This is a genomic window from Nocardia australiensis, from assembly GCF_020733705.1.
Classification (GTDB): domain Bacteria; phylum Actinomycetota; class Actinomycetes; order Mycobacteriales; family Mycobacteriaceae; genus Nocardia; species Nocardia australiensis.
Genome location: NZ_JAJFZM010000009.1, coordinates 83,093 through 98,885, shown reverse-complemented (window position 1 = coordinate 98,885; position 15,793 = coordinate 83,093). Strand labels below are relative to the sequence as shown.

14 protein-coding genes are annotated in these 15,793 nt (G+C 65.4%); 4 read left to right on the top strand and 10 right to left on the bottom strand.

Annotated elements, in window-relative coordinates; genetic code table 11:
* Positions 1-22: 22 nt before the first annotated feature.
* Positions 23-697 (bottom strand): PhzF family phenazine biosynthesis protein, encoded by a 675-nt coding sequence (locus LKE06_RS26475; protein ID WP_228002104.1) that lies wholly within the window; start codon positions 695-697, stop codon positions 23-25.
* Positions 698-1,016: 319 nt separating this feature from the next.
* Positions 1,017-1,997, bottom strand: coding sequence for a helix-turn-helix transcriptional regulator (locus LKE06_RS26470; RefSeq protein WP_228002078.1), 981 nt, complete (start codon positions 1,995-1,997; stop codon positions 1,017-1,019).
* Positions 1,998-2,061: 64 nt separating this feature from the next.
* Here LKE06_RS26470 and LKE06_RS26465 point away from each other — a divergent pair, with 64 nt between their 5' ends.
* On the top strand, positions 2,062-2,652 hold the full coding sequence (locus LKE06_RS26465; protein ID WP_228002077.1) for a nuclear transport factor 2 family protein: 591 nt from the start codon (positions 2,062-2,064) through the stop codon (positions 2,650-2,652).
* A gap of 405 nt (positions 2,653-3,057) precedes the next feature.
* Here LKE06_RS26465 and ahpD read toward each other — a convergent pair whose 3' ends face one another.
* A complete protein-coding gene (ahpD, locus tag LKE06_RS26460) occupies positions 3,058-3,597 on the bottom strand; it encodes an alkylhydroperoxidase, AhpD family (protein ID WP_228002076.1) in 540 nt (179 codons plus the stop codon).
* Positions 3,598-3,673: 76 nt separating this feature from the next.
* Positions 3,674-4,261, bottom strand: coding sequence for a peroxiredoxin (locus LKE06_RS26455; protein WP_228002075.1), 588 nt, complete (start codon positions 4,259-4,261; stop codon positions 3,674-3,676).
* Between the two features lie 110 nt (positions 4,262-4,371).
* Here LKE06_RS26455 and LKE06_RS26450 point away from each other — a divergent pair, with 110 nt between their 5' ends.
* Positions 4,372-5,280 carry a hydrogen peroxide-inducible genes activator gene (locus LKE06_RS26450; protein WP_228002074.1) on the top strand — a complete coding sequence of 303 codons (909 nt, stop codon included), beginning with the start codon at positions 4,372-4,374 and terminating at the stop codon, positions 5,278-5,280.
* 123 nt (positions 5,281-5,403) lie between these two features.
* On the opposite strand, the gene speD is transcribed toward LKE06_RS26450, so the two are convergent.
* The 4 genes from speD to LKE06_RS26430 form a co-directional block, all read right to left on the bottom strand.
* Entirely contained in the window at positions 5,404-6,606 is a 1,203-nt protein-coding gene (speD, locus tag LKE06_RS26445; RefSeq protein ID WP_228002073.1) for an adenosylmethionine decarboxylase, read from the bottom strand.
* 8 nt (positions 6,607-6,614) lie between these two features.
* A complete protein-coding gene (locus LKE06_RS26440) occupies positions 6,615-7,715 on the bottom strand; it encodes a type III PLP-dependent enzyme (RefSeq protein ID WP_228002072.1) in 1,101 nt (366 codons plus the stop codon).
* A gap of 101 nt (positions 7,716-7,816) precedes the next feature.
* Entirely contained in the window at positions 7,817-10,336 is a 2,520-nt protein-coding gene (locus LKE06_RS26435) for a DEAD/DEAH box helicase (RefSeq protein ID WP_255649878.1), read from the bottom strand.
* A 99-nt stretch (positions 10,337-10,435) separates the two neighbouring features.
* On the bottom strand, positions 10,436-11,383 hold the full coding sequence (locus LKE06_RS26430) for a PAC2 family protein (protein WP_228002071.1): 948 nt from the start codon (positions 11,381-11,383) through the stop codon (positions 10,436-10,438).
* Positions 11,384-11,636: 253 nt separating this feature from the next.
* Between LKE06_RS26430 and LKE06_RS26425 the strand changes: the two genes are divergently transcribed.
* On the top strand, positions 11,637-12,347 hold the full coding sequence (locus LKE06_RS26425) for a sensor domain-containing protein (protein WP_228002070.1): 711 nt from the start codon (positions 11,637-11,639) through the stop codon (positions 12,345-12,347).
* A 164-nt stretch (positions 12,348-12,511) separates the two neighbouring features.
* Positions 12,512-13,891 (top strand): DUF4192 domain-containing protein, encoded by a 1,380-nt coding sequence (locus LKE06_RS26420; RefSeq protein ID WP_228002069.1) that lies wholly within the window; start codon positions 12,512-12,514, stop codon positions 13,889-13,891.
* A gap of 43 nt (positions 13,892-13,934) precedes the next feature.
* On the opposite strand, the gene galE is transcribed toward LKE06_RS26420, so the two are convergent.
* Both galE and LKE06_RS26410 read right to left on the bottom strand, forming a co-directional pair.
* Positions 13,935-14,918, bottom strand: a complete 984-nt coding sequence (gene galE, locus LKE06_RS26415) for a UDP-glucose 4-epimerase GalE (protein ID WP_228002068.1) — start codon at positions 14,916-14,918, stop codon at positions 13,935-13,937.
* Positions 14,919-14,921: 3 nt separating this feature from the next.
* Complete coding sequence (locus LKE06_RS26410) at positions 14,922-15,608, bottom strand: iron-dependent transcriptional repressor DtxR (RefSeq protein WP_228002067.1); 687 nt, start codon at positions 15,606-15,608, stop codon at positions 14,922-14,924.
* Positions 15,609-15,793 lie beyond the last annotated feature (185 nt).

Below are 15,793 nucleotides of genomic sequence, written 5' to 3'. Positions count from 1 at the left end.
CACGCAGCCGGGTGCCGAACGATCAGATGTAGATGACCGAATCCGCGACGACGCGTCCGCCGAGGCGCACCCACCCGTCGGAGTCCCACTCGGTGAATAATTGGGAACCCTTGCCCTGGGTGATGATGAGGCCGCGCCGCAGCAGCGCGGTGAGTGCGACCGCGCCGGCACCGGTAGCCTCGTCTTCCGCGATACCCATCGCGGGGGCGAACATTCGGGAGCGCATCGCACCGCGTTTGTCGTCGGTCCACGCCCACAGGTAGTGCGAACCTTCGGGGAAGTCATCCGGGTTCATGGCTGCCAGCTCGTCGATACCTTCGAGCTGGTGAAAGGTGAAGTCGGGCGCCCATTCGCCGCGGGCCCTGATCCAGGTGAGGCCATCGGTCAACTCGACGGCCACCGGGCCTGCGGGCACATCCAGCACGCGTATCGGAACGCCGTTCTCGGCGAACCACCACGCGGCCCCCACCGTCGGGTGGCCCGCGAACGGGAGTTCGACCGCCGGGGTGAAGATCCGCATTCGGGCAGTCTCGTCGACCGGATCGTCGACGACGACTGTTTCGCTGTACCCGACGCGCGCGGCGAGCGCCTGCCGGTCCGCGTCGGCGACATCACCGGCTCGGGCAATGCCCAATTCATTGCCGAGCCGCCCCGCCGCATCGGTGAACACGCGTACGACCTCGATTCGCGTGCTCATGGCCTCCAGTTCGTCCTGTGTGCCCATGGTCGCGAGCCTACGGGGATGTTCGGTGGGCTCCCAGGGATTGACACCGGTACGGGCCTGGCCCGAGTATCCGAATGTGGCAAATATTCAGCCCAGCTCTGGATGCTGGGGCGATAGTGCTGGGAATTCGGGTGATAGGGAATTGGTCACACAACCAGTCGGCCAGCTCGCCGTACCGCTCCAGAGTCCGGCGCCACCCCGTCACCGCATTTTTGCGGGGGTCTGGCGGATGGGTTTCGAGGTCGAGGAACCCAGGAACAGCCGCTGGCACCGAGCACGCCCTTGACGTCTGTCAAGCCAGTCGTCGGTAGATGCAGGTTAGGGCGTCGAGTGTTCGAGTGATGTGTTCGCGGAGTTCGGCCGGGGTGAGGATCTCGGCGTCGGCACCGAGTTTGAGGCATTCGGGAAGGGCTTGTTCAACGGACTCGATCGGGATTGTCACCCGAGTCCAGCCATCGGGATCTGGGGGCTCGGCGGTCCGGTGTGCCGCGTCGGCCATCGCCGAGCCCCATAGGTGAGGCAACTGGTCGAAGATCCTCGGGGACAGGCGGAGGGTCGCCTGGTCCTGGTGGCGGCGTGCATCGAAGGACTGCAGGTAGTTGTGCCAGTAGTCGGCCAGGTCGAACCCGTTTGGCCGGTCGAAACGCTCGTCGAGGACACAGAGATCCACGATCCGCGCGATGCGGTAGGTGCGGAGTTGTTCGCCAGCGCTCGCCACGAGGTACCAGTGACCGGCCTTGAGGACCAGCCCGTACGGTTTCACGGTCCGGGTGATCTCATGGGGTTCGGCCCAGCGCAGGTAGCGCATCCGCACGGCGCGGCTATTCCACACCGCGTCCGCGACCGAGCTCAGGTGCGGCGTACGGTCGCTGTCGCGATACCACGCCGGCGCGTCGAGGTGGAACCGCTCAACGATACGGCCGGCGCGGTCGCGCAGTTCAGCGGGCAACGAGGCGATGAGTTTGAGCTGCACGGCGGTCACGACGGTGCCCATGCCAAGGTCGGCGGCCGCTGTGGGCACCCCTGTCAGGAACAGCGAGTCGGCCTCATCGGCCGTCAGCCCCGTTAGCCGGGTGCGGAAACCGCCGAGCAGCCGGTACCCGCCATCGTGACCAGGTTCGCCATACAGCGGCACACCCGCCGCGCTGAGGGATTCCATATCGCGGTAGACGGTGCGCGCGGACACCTCCAACACGTCGGCCAGTTCTTGCGCTGTCATCCGTTCCCGGGTCTGCAGGAGCAACAGGATGGACACCAGCCGGCTCGCGCGCATGCGTTGAAGTCTGCCTCAATCCACTGACATAAGACGTCAGTGGAACCCCAGTAGCGTCGCGCCAATGGACATCGACATTGATATCGACCAGCTCGTCGACCGGTACGTCGCAGTATGGAACGAGTCCGACCCCATCGCGCGCCGCCGTGCTATCTCCGAACTGTGGCATCCGGACGGGGTCGAGACCACTGAATCCGCGCGATACCACGGTCATGACGCCCTCGAGACACGGATCACCGAAGCTCATACCGAGGAGTTCCTTCGCCGACTGGGCGAGGGCGCCCCGGACCGGATCGCCGAACTGTTCGCCGAGCGCGTCGACTGGCAGTTGGACTGGCCGGACAGCGGTCACCCGGCGGTGCCGTGGATCCGTCCTCGCTTCACCCGCGCCGATGTCGCCGACCACTTCCGGGAGATAGCCGCTTTCCACGTCCCCGAAAAGTCCGCCGGAACAGTGTCCCGCGTCCTCATCGATGGAACGGAGGCAGTGCTACTCGGCGACATCCGGCAGACGGTGAAAGCCACGGGAAAGCCATACACAGCCCCGTGCGCTCTCCACCTCACCGTCCAGGACGGACTGATCACGCGTTACGCCGTCTACGAAGACAGCCTCACCGTCACCGAAGCCCTCGCCAACCAGCCGGTACATCGCTGAACACGCAGGTCTCGCAAGTGTCGACAAACTGGATACCGGGCACCGGCCTTTCCTGACGCCGATGCGACCCGTCCCCGCTCAGCGCCGTATTCTGGTCGGGTCGTTGATGCCTACGGTGCGGCATCGGGCTCGGGAATCGGACTCCGGACGGGAGCTCGTCACACATGCCTGCGGCAAGCTCGGGATGCCGCTGAATATGTCCGCGTAGTTGTGGTTTGTCGCCCGCTCGGACAGCGCTCTCGTCACACGGCCGGGAAAGGACAGCCATCGGCCCGTCTCCCTTGCTCGCGCTGTGCGGTGTCGCCGACAGGCTGACGAGATGGTCCGATATTCACCCGCCACGAGAAGGCGAGGTGAAACGACAACGGCCCCATCCTTTTTCGGATGGGGCCGTTGCGGCGGGCATCAGACCGTGGCGGCGGCGAGCGCCTCCGTGGACTGCACTGCCTGGCCGACACCGGCGACGATGGCGGCAACCCGCAGCGATTCGAAAATCACCTCGCGGGAGACGCCCGCCTCGCGCAAGGTGTTCTCATGCGCTTCCAGACAGTGCTGGCAGCCGTTGATCGAGGACACCGCGAACGACCACAGTTCGAAATCGGCCTTGTCGACGCCCGGATTGCCGATGATGTTCATCCGCAGACCGGCCCGCAGGTCGTCGTAGCGGCCACCGAGGAATGCCTTGCCGCGGTAGAACACATTGTTCATGCCCATGACCGAGGCAGCGCCGAGTGCGGCGTTGTACGCCTCGGCCGACAGGATGTCGGCGGCTTCCTCGGCGACCTCACGCAGCGTGGTCGCCGACCGGGTCGCGGCCGCCGACGCTAGCAGGGTGCCCCACAGCTGCTGCTCGTTCAGCACGGTGGTACGTGCGATGGACGACAGGTTGAGCTTGAGGTCCTTGGCGTACTCGGGGAGAGAGTTCTTCAGGGTCTCGATGCTCATTCGGCGCTTCCTAGGATCATCCCCGTGAATGTGGGGAACCGTGCATGGGTTTTGTTCACTTGCTTGGGGATTCGCCTCAGACGCTGGCGGAGAGCAGCTCGCCCGCGTTGATGGTGGGGTCGCCCTTCTTCCAGTTGCAGGCGCACAGTTCGTCGGACTGCAGTGCGTCGAGCACCCGCAGCACCTCGTCGACATTGCGGCCGACCGAACCTGCGGTCACCGAGACGAACTGGATCTCGTTGTTCGGGTCGATGATGAAGGTGGCGCGGTCGGCGACGCCGTCGGCGTTCAGAACGCCGGTGGCGCTTGCCAGTTCACGCTTGAGGTCCGACAGCATCGGGAAAGGGAGGGTCTTGAGATCCTCGTGCTGGGCGCGCCACTGGAAGTGCACGAACTCGTTGTCGACCGAGGCACCGAGCACCTGCGCGTCGCGGTCGGCGAACTCCTCGTTGAGCTTGCCGAAGGCGGCAATCTCGGTGGGGCACACGAAGGTGAAGTCCTTCGGCCAGAAGAACACGATCCGCCACTTGCCCGCGTGGTCGTCGGAGGTGATGGTGGTGAAGTAGTCGTCAGGCTGCTGAGCGTCGACCTTCGACAGGTCACCACCGATCACCGCGGTGAGGTTGTATGCCGGGAATTGGTCGCCAATGGTCAGCAAGGCCATGCTTTTCTCCTCGTCATTTTGGTGTGTTTGCGCTGTGCGAAAAGCTCACTTCGATCTTGCCCGAAACCCGGCAAAAGGTAAACGTGATCAGTCGCACTACACTGATAGGCATGACTGATCAGACTTATCAGCCAACCCTCTCGCAGCTGCGTGCGTTCGTGGCGATCGCCGAATACCGCCACTTCGGTACTGCGGCAGCCAGGCTCGGTGTGAGCCAGCCCACGTTATCGCAGGCATTGGTGGCGCTCGAACAGGGGCTGGGCCTGCAGCTGATCGAACGTAGCACGCGCCGAGTGCTCGTCACCGCGGCCGGAATGCGCCTGCTTCCGCAGGCGATCGCGACGCTCGAAGCGGCGGATCGTTTCGTCGCCTCGGCCGCAGGTGACGGACTCGGCGGCACACTGCGACTCGGCATCATTCCGACAGTGGCCCCGTATGTGCTGCCCACGTTGCTTCCCGAATTGCGACGGCAGGTGCCCGCGCTCGCGCCGCACGTGATCGAAGATCAGACGGCGCGGTTACTGGAAGGTCTTCGTACCGGCGTGCTGGATGTCGCCGTACTCGCACTCCCGGCCGAGTCGCCGGGGCTGGTCGAGATCCCCTTGTATTCAGAGGAATTCGTGCTGGTAATGCCACGCGGACACCAGCTGGCCGGGCACACTGACATCGCGACGGCGGCTCTCGACGCGTTGCCGTTGCTGCTGCTCGACGAGGGCCACTGCCTGCGCGATCAAACCCTCGAGCTATGCCGGGCCGCCGACGCGCGTCCCAGCGGTGTCGGCGACACTCGCGCGGCCTCACTGGCGACCGTCGTGCAATGCGTCGCGGGAGGTCTGGGTGTCACGCTGATTCCGGAGATGGCGGTGGCCGCCGAAACTGCCCGCGGCACACTGGAAACCGCGCGTTTCGCGGCGCCCGCGCCCGGGCGGACGCTCGGGTTGGCTTTCCGCGGTTCAACGGCGCGTAGCGATGATTACGAGCAGCTCGCGGCGATCATCCGGGCGCAGCGTCCGAAGTAGCTGCGACCGTCCGCCACCGGCGATGGCACCGGCCAAGGGGTGCAGCGGCTGCGGCTGTTCGATCGCTGAATCGCGGTCGGCGCCACAGAAATCCGTGGCGCCGACACGATGGTGTGGTGCCCGTTATGCGCGCAGTGTGTGTGGTTCGATCGCGCCACGGACCAACGCCCGTGCGTCGATGGTTTCGGCCCGATAGGGCAGGGTGACGAGCCTGCCGGTCATGCCCTGCACCGGCTCATCGATCGTCTCGTTCAACCCGAACAAGAACGACCATTCATGCTCGTCGCTGCCGTAATGCACCACGGTCGCGAACTGTTCGTGAAAGCGCTGCCAGGAGCGTTTCAGTGTCTCGTTGCGCCACATCGTCGCGCACCCCGCCTGGGCGCTCAGCACCCCGCCGGGGGCCAGCAGGGCCCGACATCGAGCCAGGAACTCCGCCTCGTAGAGGCGATTGTGCTGCGCGTCTTCGACACGCTCGTCGGGCAGGTCGATGACGATGATGTCGTAGCGCCGACCGGTCTGATCGGCATTCGCCAGGAAGTCCCAGCCGTCGGCGTAGTGCACCGTGATCGGACCCTCGCCCTTTACCGCCGCCGTGAGTTCCTCGGCGCTGTAACCGTAGGGCAAGTGCTCGGCACACAACTCGACCTCGAGTTGGTCGATATCGACGTGGTCCACGTGGGTGGCGCCGGCGGCGACCGACATCTGACTGGCTACCCCCTCACCCGAACCGATGATCAGCACATTGTCCAGCTTCTCGGCCAGCACAAACGCGGGCACCATCATCGCCTCGTGGTAGGTGAGCTGGGAGAACTCGGTGGACTGGCGATCGTCGTCTGAGAACAGGCTGACGCCCTGTTCGGTGCGCGCGATCAGCATGTGCTGGAACGGAGTTCGAGTATCGATGATTACGTCGGAAACATCCCAGATCCGGGTCAAGCCCGTGCCGACCGGCTCCTCCACTCGCTGCCCGGCGCGCCCGCGCCGAATGGTCGAGGTGCGAACGTGCACGGGGGATAGGGACTGCCGCAACTTTTCGACGGCCTTCTCGGCGCCCGCGCCGATACTGCCGCAGGTAAAGACGTCGATAAAGATGTCACCGGACTCCGGATAGGTGTGAATCGAGGCGTGAGACTCCGACAACAGCGCGAGAACAGTCACCCCCTGCGGATCGAACTTCTTATGCACGACATCGCAGATGGTGACGCCCGCGGCGATCAGGGAATCTCGTAACGCCGATTCGAGTCGTTCGGGGTCGTTGCACAGGGTCGTGTCGACACCACCGAACTCGGCAAGCACATGCCAGCCGGTGAAATCCGCCGTCATGGGCAAACTCACTCTCGCTCAGCGCCCGAGACATGAACGGTCAAGGGCGGAAAACCATTGAAGGACACCGACGAATAACTCGCCGTATAGGCGCCGGTATCGAGGATCTGGATGTGATCACCGGCTCGCAGCGTGGTCGGCAGCATGACCCGCGTGCGTTGATACAGCACATCGTCGCCATCGCAGGTCGGACCGGCGACAACCGCCTCGTCGACGGGATCTCCGTCGCGTTCGGTGACGAAGCGGTAGGCGATGTACTCGTTCTCTGTCTCGGCCATTCCGTTGTAGCGGCCGATGTCGAGATACACCCAGCGCCGTCCGTCCGGCGCGATGCGCACGCCGACAACCTCGGCGTGAATGGTGCCCGCCGATCCCACGAGCGCGCGCCCGGGTTCGATGACGATCCCGGCGGTCTCGGGCAGGAATTCGGCGGTGGCGGTCGTGACGACGGCCGCGATGTCGGCGGGATCGGGCGCGGCTTGGGTATAGGAAATGGGGAGACCGCCGCCGATATTGACCGATCCGACCCGAATGTCCTTGTCCGCCAACGCGGCAACGATACGTCCGGCCTGTTCGATGCCGATGCGCCAGGCCGCGGGATCGAGCTGTTGGGAACCGACGTGAAAGTATGGCCCCGCCACGATCAGCCCGAGATCGCGAGCGCGAACCAGCAGCCGGTATGCCTCGCCGGGAGTGCAACCGAATTTGGTGCCGAAGGGGGTGGTCGATTCGGGAGCCGCCGACAGGAACCGGCACTCGACCTCCGCGCCCGGCGCGTGTTCGACGATGTGCAGCAGATCGTCCTCGGTGTCGAAGGCGAAGCGGCGCACACCCATCGCGTGGGCGGCCGCGATGTGGGCGGCCTTCTTGATCGGATTTCCGTAACACATCCGGGCCGGTTCGACACCCTCGCCCAAGCACAGCTCGATCTCGCCGATGCTGGCGACATCGAATTCCGCGCCCTGTTCATTCAGTAATGCGATGAGCTCCGGTACCGGAGCCGCCTTGACCGCGAAGCGGATTCGCGCGGTCGGGAGCACGGCGTGCAGTGTGCGGTAGTTGTCGCGCACCCGCTCGAGGTCGATGAGCAGGTAGGGCGATTCGGGCATGTTTGAACCGATCAATCTCAGGGAATTCCTTACGGTTTCGGCGGACGCGGTCGTTCATGCGCCGCGCGAGAGAGTATCAGCGCGCTGCCTCGGTGGACGAACTATCCTGCGGACACACTGACCTCGTCGAATACCACCTCGCCTGCCGCATCGGACTCGGCGAGATCGACCACCGCTGCCAGCGCCCATCCGTGATCGCCGGCGGGGTCGTCGAGGACCTGGCGCACATGCCAGAAGCCGGGGCGCTGTTGCACCTGGAATAGTTGCGGGCCACGGGCGTCCGGGCCGGTGCCGATGCGCTCGTACTCATCGAAATAGGGAGCCAACTCGACATCCCAATCAGGGCCGTTGCCCATCTCGGCGAGTGTGTGCCAGCGCTTCAGTGCGGCTAGTTCGACGCGCCGGAACATGGCATTGCGGACCATCACCCGGAAAGCGCGCTCGTTGGCGGAGATCGGGCGAACCGATTCGGCGCCAAAGGCGACCTGATCGGCGTCGGTCTCCGCGCCGGGATTGGTGAGCTGTTCCCATTCGTCGAGTAGGCTCGAATCCACTTGGCGGACAAGCTCACCGAGCCATTCGGTCATATCGTCGAGATCATCGGTGCGGGCCGATTCCGGGACGGTGCGGCGCAGCGCCCGATAGGCGTCGGCCAGATAGCGCAGCACGACACCTTCCGAGCGCGCCAGCTCGTAGTGCGAGATCAGCTCCGCGAAAGTCATCGAGCGTTCGATCATGTCGCGCACCACGGACTTGGGTGCCGGCGCGAACTCCGACATCCACGGGTGGCCCGCGCGATAGGTCTCGAATGCGGGATCGATCAGCTCGGCAAGTGGCTTGGGCCAGGTGACCTCTTCGAGTAACTCCATGCGCTCGTCGTACTCGATCCCGTCGGCCTTCATTTCGGCGATCGCCGCACCGCGGGCCTTGTGCTGCTGGGCCATCAGCAACTGGCGCGGATCCTCGAGCGTTGACTCGATGAGCGAAATGACGTCAAGGGTGTAGGTGGAAGATTCCTTGTCCAGCAACTCGAATGCCGCCAGTGCGAACGGTGACAGCGGCTGATCGAGCGCGAAATCGCGTTGCAGGTCGACGGTGAGCCGGGCCCGGCGGCCCTGTGCGTCGGGCTCCGGCAGCTGCTGCACCACACCCGCGTCACGCAACGCGCGGTAGAGACGAACGGCGCGCAGGATATGGCGGCGCTGGGCCGGGCGCGGCTCATGATTGTCTTCCAGCAGGTGCCGCATCGCATCGAAACAATTGCCCGGACGGGCAATCACATTGAGCAGCATGGAGTTCGTCACCGCGAAGCGCGACACCATCGGCTCCGGGGCCGCTGCGACCAGTCGGTCGAAGGTCTCCTCGCTCCAGGACACGAAGCCCTCCGGCGGCTTGCGCCGCACCACCTTTCGCTGTTTCTTCGGATCATCGCCCGCTTTCGCGATCAGCCGCGTGTTCTCGACTTCATGATCGGGGGCCTGCACGACCACAGTGCCCATGGTGTCGAATCCGGCACGGCCCGCGCGGCCGGCGATCTGGTGGAATTCGCGGGCCTTGAGCCTGCGGGTGCGCACACCGTCGTACTTGGTCAGGCCGGTGAGCAGCACAGTGCGGATCGGGACATTGATGCCGACGCCGAGGGTGTCGGTGCCACACACCACCTTCAACAGTCCCTCCTGCGCCAGACGTTCCACCAGGCGGCGGTACTTCGGCAGCATGCCAGCATGGTGCACGCCGATGCCGTGGCGGATCAGCCGCGACAGCGTCTTGCCGAAACCGGAGGAGAACCTGAAATCGCCCAAAGCCGTTGCTATAGCGTCCTTTTCGGCGCGGCTGGCGAAGTTCACGCTGGTCAGCGCCTGTGCCCGCTCCAAGGCGGCGGCCTGGGTGAAGTGCACGACATACACCGGGGCCTGATTGGTGGTGACGAGGTCTTCCAGTGTTTCGGTAATGGGCGTGCGCGCGTAGGAAAAGCTCAGCGGCACGGGACGTTCGGTGCCCGCGACCACCGCCGTCGGATTGCCGGTGCGTCGCCGCAAATCCGAGGCGAAGAAGTCGACCTCTCCGAGAGTTGCCGACATGAGCAGGAATTGGGCGCGTGGCAGCTCCAGCAGCGGCACCTGCCAGGCCCAGCCGCGATCGGGGTCGGCATAGAAATGGAACTCGTCCATCACCACCTGACCGACATCGGCGGCGGCGCCCTCGCGCAACGCCAGGTTGGCGAGTATCTCGGCAGTAGCGCAGATGATCGGCGCGTCGGCGTTCACCGCGGCATCACCGGTCACCATCCCGACCTTATCGGCGCCGAACACCTCACACAGAGCGAAGAATTTCTCGCTGACCAGGGCCTTGATCGGCGCGGTGTAGTAAGAACGCTGCCCTCGGGTCAGCGCGAACATGTGCGCGCCCACCGCGACCAAGGATTTGCCGGACCCGGTCGGCGTGGCCAAGATGACGTTCGATCCGGACGCCAATTCCAGCAGCGCCTCGTCCTGCGCGGGATATAAAGGCGTGCCCTGCTCGGCGGCCCACACACCGAACGACTCGTACAGTGCGTCGGCGTCGGTCCCCGGTATCTCGAGCAGTTCGGTCAGATCCACTCCGACCACCCTAGTGGGCATGGCCTGACGCCTATCCCGCCCGGCGCCGGGCCGACCCGATTCGCGGCGATCGACCAGCGAATCCGGGCGTGGTGCGTTTGGTTCGGGCCAGGAGGTTGTTTACTCGGATTGGTCGCCCTGAGTGTCGCCGTCGTACCCGCCCTGTTCAGCAAGGAAGCGCTCGAACTCCGCGCCGAGCTCGTCGCCGCTGGGCAGCTCACCGTCGCCGACAAGCAGACTGGACTGCCCCTCCTGCGCCGAAACGAAGCTGTCGTATTGACGCTCCAACGCGTGCACAACGGTCTCCACCTCGGAGTTGCCCGCGATGTGCTCGTTGACCTGTTCACGCACTCGCGCGGCGGCCGCGCCGAGCGCGGTGAGCGGAATCTCCAGACCGGCATTGTCGGCGACATTCTCCAACAGCGTCTGCGCGGCCTCTGGGTATGCGGTCTGCGCCAGGTAATGCGGCACGTGCACCGAGAACCCGACCGATTCGTGGCCGTACTGCGACATCCGGTACTCCAGCAGCGAGGATGCGCTGCCCGGTACCTGCAGTTCACCCGGCCAGCGCTGATGATCGGCGATCAGGTCGCGATCGGAGGAATGTGCGGTGACGCCGAGCGGGCGGGTATGCGGGATCGCCATCGGAATCGCGCTGAGCCCGATGCTGCGCCGTACACCGAGTTGTTCGGCGAGTAGTCGGACCGCGGTGGTGAATTTCTCCCAGCGCAGGTCCGGTTCGAGGCCCGACAGCAGGAGGAACGGAGTACCGGCCGTATCACGCAGCGCCCACAGATTGAGCTCCGGTTCGGTGTAATCCGAGAAGTGGTCGGTCTTGAACGTCATGAGAGGACGCCGTGATCGGTAGTCCAGCAGCTCGTCCACGTCGAACGAGGCGACGAGTTCGCTTTCCAGGCTCTCGCGCAGATGCGTGGTCGCCAGGCGCACCGCATGCCCGGCATCGGTGAAGCCTTCCAGCCCGTGCACCAGAACCGGACCCGAGCCATCGTCGGATGACAGCTGCGGAGCGGGGAACTCCAACTCGTACATTCGCGACTCGTGGTCCATCGCGTACTCCTTCCTGCGCGGTCCACCGACGCGAGCCGCAAGCTATCCGAAGAACTCCAGGTCTTCGGCCCTTTGCCGTTCGCAGCGGGGAAGCCACTGTCCATTGTCCCCCATGGCACAGACACCCGCGCTCACGGCCGGGACACCGACCCATACGAACAGCTAACAGTCGCGCCCCGCGCCGCATTCCCGCAGCGACCACCCTCGGCGTGGCATCGCGGTCGGGCACCGGGAGTTTGGCACAGTGGACCGGGTGACTGTGTCGGATTCGACGCGCAGGCGGCCACTCGGATACGCGATGTCGGGTTTGCTGCCCGTCGCGGTGCTGTTAACCGGATGTGGCAGCGCGGTGACCGGTCACCCCGTCGCTGCCACGCCGACCACAGGGCGGCATGTCGATGCCGCGCTTTCGACGCTGTTGCCGGATTCAGCGCGCTTTCCGGCCACGTATTCGGTGGTGGTACTACCCGCGGAGGCGGCCGCGCAGGCTGCGGGGGATCTGACCGGCGTCGGGCGGGGCGCCACCGTGAAACCCGACGTATGTACGCCGCCCGAACAGCGGTTCGGACCCGATCAGACGGCCATCGCGGTGGGGACCGACAACGACACTCGCGCCACCATCACCGTCGAGCTGACCAGGACCGATCAGGCGCTGTCAACGCTGCGCGGCCAGCTGCAACGGTGTGAAAAAATGCAGGTCACGCGGGCCGGTGCGATGACGAACGTGACCACGCAACTGGATCCGCCGCCGCCGATCGATGCTGACGACTCGCTGGCTCTGCGCCGCACCGTGGAGCCGGATGTCGCCGGCATCAGGTTGACCCAGTCGATGCAGACATTGACCGCTCAGGTCGGTGATGTACGAATTGCGGTGACGTACATGTCGTTCAGTGACGCGAAGCCGGATACCGCGGCGCTCGACGAGCTGTTCACCACCACCGTCCAGCAGGTCAAGAAGCGATAGGCGGCCGGGTACATTAGCATCTCATACCGACACAGGCTCGGACGCTCGTGCCCGCTACGGCGTCTTTTCGCCTGATTGATCAACAGGTTCGGGTTTTCCACAGGGTAGGTGAAAGCCCAGGTCGTTCGACGGGTGCCGGTAGCGGTGACGCGCACTATCGACCCATGACGACTCCCATGAACCCAACTACTGCTGCCGATTCGAGCAGGCACGTGCACCCCGGCTGTGCTGCGGGCCCGAGCGGGACCGGCTCTCGTGGCGGCGCCGCGCACAATGGGGCGAAACCTCCTGTTCGCGACTATTCGCGCCTCGGCAAGGTTGTCGGCCGGCACTCTGATCGTGCGCGTGACGGCGCGAATGTCGTTGGTACCGAACGGTTCTGTGACCATGCGCCACGCCGACATTCGGGCATCTGCGCGGAACGGCCGCCGGAGTTCGGTACGTCCCGCACGCAGTTGCACGTCAGCGAACCTGGTGAATTGATAGCGGCGCTGCCCGCGATGGTCGGGTTCGTACCGGAGCGTTCATTCGTGGTCGCCGTGCTACGGGCGTCGTCCGACCAGGTCGAGGTGCCGATCATCAATGCCGTGGTGCGTTTCGATCTGGATGCACAGGGACGTAACCGCCGCGAGATGGCGGCCGCATATGCCGGGCACGTCGGGCGGATCTGTGCCAGCGAGAACGCGTGCGAGGTGCTCGCGGTGATCGTCGATGACCGGATCCGCGAACCCGGGCCGCACGATGGGGTCGGTCGGGAGGTGCGCGCCGGCGCACACGGTGCACTGATCGCGGGCTTCGCCCGGTGTCTGCTCGATGATCATGAAATCGCGCTCACCGGCGCCTGGGCGGTCGGTGCCATCGGCAAGGATCAGCGGTGGTGGAGTCTGCCCGATCCGGAAATGCGTGGGACGCTGCCGGACCCGGCCGTTTCGATGGTGACGGTGGCACACGTGCTCGACGGTCGGCCCATTCACCGCTCCCGCGCGGACCTGAGCGCGTTGGTGGCGCCGGACCCGGATACCTGTGCGCAGGTGGCGGCCTACCTCGACGAGGCGATGGTGGCGGCTCGCGACCACTATGCGGATGCCATCCGTCGCGGCGATCCCGACAGCTATCACCGGCGGATGCTCGAACAGGTCCTCTGGCAGGTCGCGAATATCGAGTTCGGCACCACGCTCGCCGCCAGGGAATTCGCGGAACTGGCTGCCGCACTGCGGGATCGAGTGGTGCGCGACTCGCTGTTCGCGCTGGCGGTCGGGGACCACGCGGCGGCCGCGGAACGCCTCTGGTCGGCGTTGGCGCGGGCACTGTCGGAATCCGATCGCGCGGATGCCGCCGCGCTGCTGGGCTACAGCGCCTACGTCCGTGGCGACGGCCCCCTGGCCGGGATTGCTTTCGAGGCGGCACTGGAAGCCGATCCGGCGCACCCCATGGCCATCCTGTTGGAGACCGCGCTACGTGCGGGTATGCGGCCCGAACAACTGCGCAGGCTGGCGCGCTGTGGCCTCGAGACCGCGGCGGACCTCGGTGTCGAGTTGTGTTGAGGCCGAGCCGAATCGGGTGCCGGAATCGGCTCGGCCGCGCGAATCAGCGCTGCGCCGAATGGGCGCGTGGCCCGAGAGCGCGCAGGAATTCCCAGGCGTCGGAAACGATCTCGTCGATGTCGTTGTGCTTGGGGGCCCAGCCGAGGTCGGCGATCGCACGATCACTGGAGGCGATCAGCGTGGCCGGGTCACCGGCGCGGCGCGGCGCATCCTGCGCGGCGATCGAAAGGCCGGTGACACGTTCACACGCCGAGATGACCTCGCGGACCGAGAATCCGGTGCCGCTGCCGAGGTTGAAAATGCGGTGTGTGCTGGGTTCCGCGGTGGCCAGTGCGCGCAGATGGGCGTCGGCGAGGTCACGGATGTGGATGTAGTCGCGGACCGCGGTGCCATCCGGTGTCGGCCAATCGGTGCCGAAGACGGAGATCGCCTCGCGGTGACCGAGCGCAACCTGCAACACGAGGGGGATGAGATGGGTTTCCACGACACGGTTTTCGCCGAGACCGCCGTAGGCGCCCGCGACATTGAAGTACCGCAGGCTGGTCGCGGCGAGCCCGTGCGCGATCGAGTAGGAGGTGATGGCGTGGTCGATGGCCAGCTTCGACGCGCCGTACGGGTTGGTCGGGCGGGTCGGGGCGTCCTCTGTGATCGGTACCTGCTCCGGCTCGCCGTACACCGCAGCGGTCGAAGAGAACACCAGCCGTGGGGTGCCGGTTCGGCGCATCGCCTCCAGCAGCTCCAGCGTCTTCACCACATTGCCGTGCCAGTACTTCTCCGGTTTCTGCACCGACTCGCCGACGAGGGATTGCGCGGCGAAATGCAGGACACCGTCGAAGTTTTCGGCACCCAGCAGCGCGGGCGCGGCGACGGCGACATCACCTTCGACGAAACGCGCGTCGCCGGGGACACCGTCGGCATTGCCGGTCGACAGATCGTCGACCACCACGACCTCGTGACCGTCTTCGAGCAGTACTTGCGCGCACACGCCACCGACGTAACCCGCACCACCGGTAACCAGGAGTTTCACGTGTCAGACCAGCTTCACTTGAACGGCATGGGCCATTTCATCGGAGAGTTCGAAACCGCCGTGGCCCGGCACGGTGATGACCACCGATCCAGGCTTGGTCTCGACCGTAACGCGTGCGTCGGGCACCACGCCCGCCTCTCGCAGCTGTCCGATGACGTCGGGGTCGGTCTGGATGTGCTCGGCCAGTCGTCGCACGACGACCGCGTGGACCTGGCCATGCGGCAGATCCGAAAGCCGGACCAGGGTTTCGTTCGACGACGAGGGTGGGAGGATTCCCAACTCGTCCAGGCCGGGGATGGGATTGCCGTATGGGGAGGTGGTGGGGTGGTTGAGCACCTCTACCAGCCGCCGCTCGACCTCTTCGCTCATGACGTGTTCCCAGCGGCATGCCTCGGCGTGCACGTTCTGCCAGTCCAAGCCGATGATATCGACCAGCAAACGCTCGGCGAGGCGATGCTTGCGCATTACCGCGATTGCCATATTGCGGCCCTTTTCGGTCAGTTCGAGATGACGGTCTCCCGCGACCAGCAGCAAACCATCGCGCTCCATCCGCGCGACGGTCTGGCTCACGGTCGGGCCGCTCTGTTCGAGGCGCTCGGCGATGCGGGCGCGCAGGGGCGTCACGCCCTCCTCCTCGAGGTCGTAAATGGTACGGAGGTACATCTCCGTAGTGTCGACCAGATCCTTCACCTGTTACCCCTTCGTCGGCACGAATTCTACCCACCTGTAGCAGTCCTACCGTGTGCAGCATCACGTCGTGTTCCGCAGTCACGATGCGATGGCCGCGCTGTGGGAATTCTGTCGGCGCACGGCTGGACCGCCGTGTTCGGACTTGCCTGTAGTTCTACTGCATATGAACATTCCGCAGGGTTGCT

What these genes read in the sequence shown, in the direction of transcription:
- ahpD (WP_228002076.1), bottom strand. Translation starts at nt 3,597, where the DNA reads ATGAGCATCGAGACCCTGAAGAACTCTCTCCCCGAGTACGCCAAGGAC.
- LKE06_RS26435 (WP_255649878.1), bottom strand. Translation starts at nt 10,336, where the DNA reads ATGCCCACTAGGGTGGTCGGAGTGGATCTGACCGAACTGCTCGAGATA.
- LKE06_RS26475 (WP_228002104.1), bottom strand. Translation starts at nt 697, where the DNA reads ATGAGCACGCGAATCGAGGTCGTACGCGTGTTCACCGATGCGGCGGGG.
- LKE06_RS26450 (WP_228002074.1), top strand. Translation starts at nt 4,372, where the DNA reads ATGACTGATCAGACTTATCAGCCAACCCTCTCGCAGCTGCGTGCGTTC.
- LKE06_RS26440 (WP_228002072.1), bottom strand. Translation starts at nt 7,715, where the DNA reads ATGCCCGAATCGCCCTACCTGCTCATCGACCTCGAGCGGGTGCGCGAC.
- LKE06_RS26470 (WP_228002078.1), bottom strand. Translation starts at nt 1,997, where the DNA reads ATGCGCGCGAGCCGGCTGGTGTCCATCCTGTTGCTCCTGCAGACCCGG.
- speD (WP_228002073.1), bottom strand. Translation starts at nt 6,606, where the DNA reads ATGACGGCGGATTTCACCGGCTGGCATGTGCTTGCCGAGTTCGGTGGT.
- LKE06_RS26465 (WP_228002077.1), top strand. Translation starts at nt 2,062, where the DNA reads ATGGACATCGACATTGATATCGACCAGCTCGTCGACCGGTACGTCGCA.
- LKE06_RS26430 (WP_228002071.1), bottom strand. Translation starts at nt 11,383, where the DNA reads ATGGACCACGAGTCGCGAATGTACGAGTTGGAGTTCCCCGCTCCGCAG.
- LKE06_RS26455 (WP_228002075.1), bottom strand. Translation starts at nt 4,261, where the DNA reads ATGGCCTTGCTGACCATTGGCGACCAATTCCCGGCATACAACCTCACC.
- LKE06_RS26420 (WP_228002069.1), top strand. Translation starts at nt 12,512, where the DNA reads ATGACGACTCCCATGAACCCAACTACTGCTGCCGATTCGAGCAGGCAC.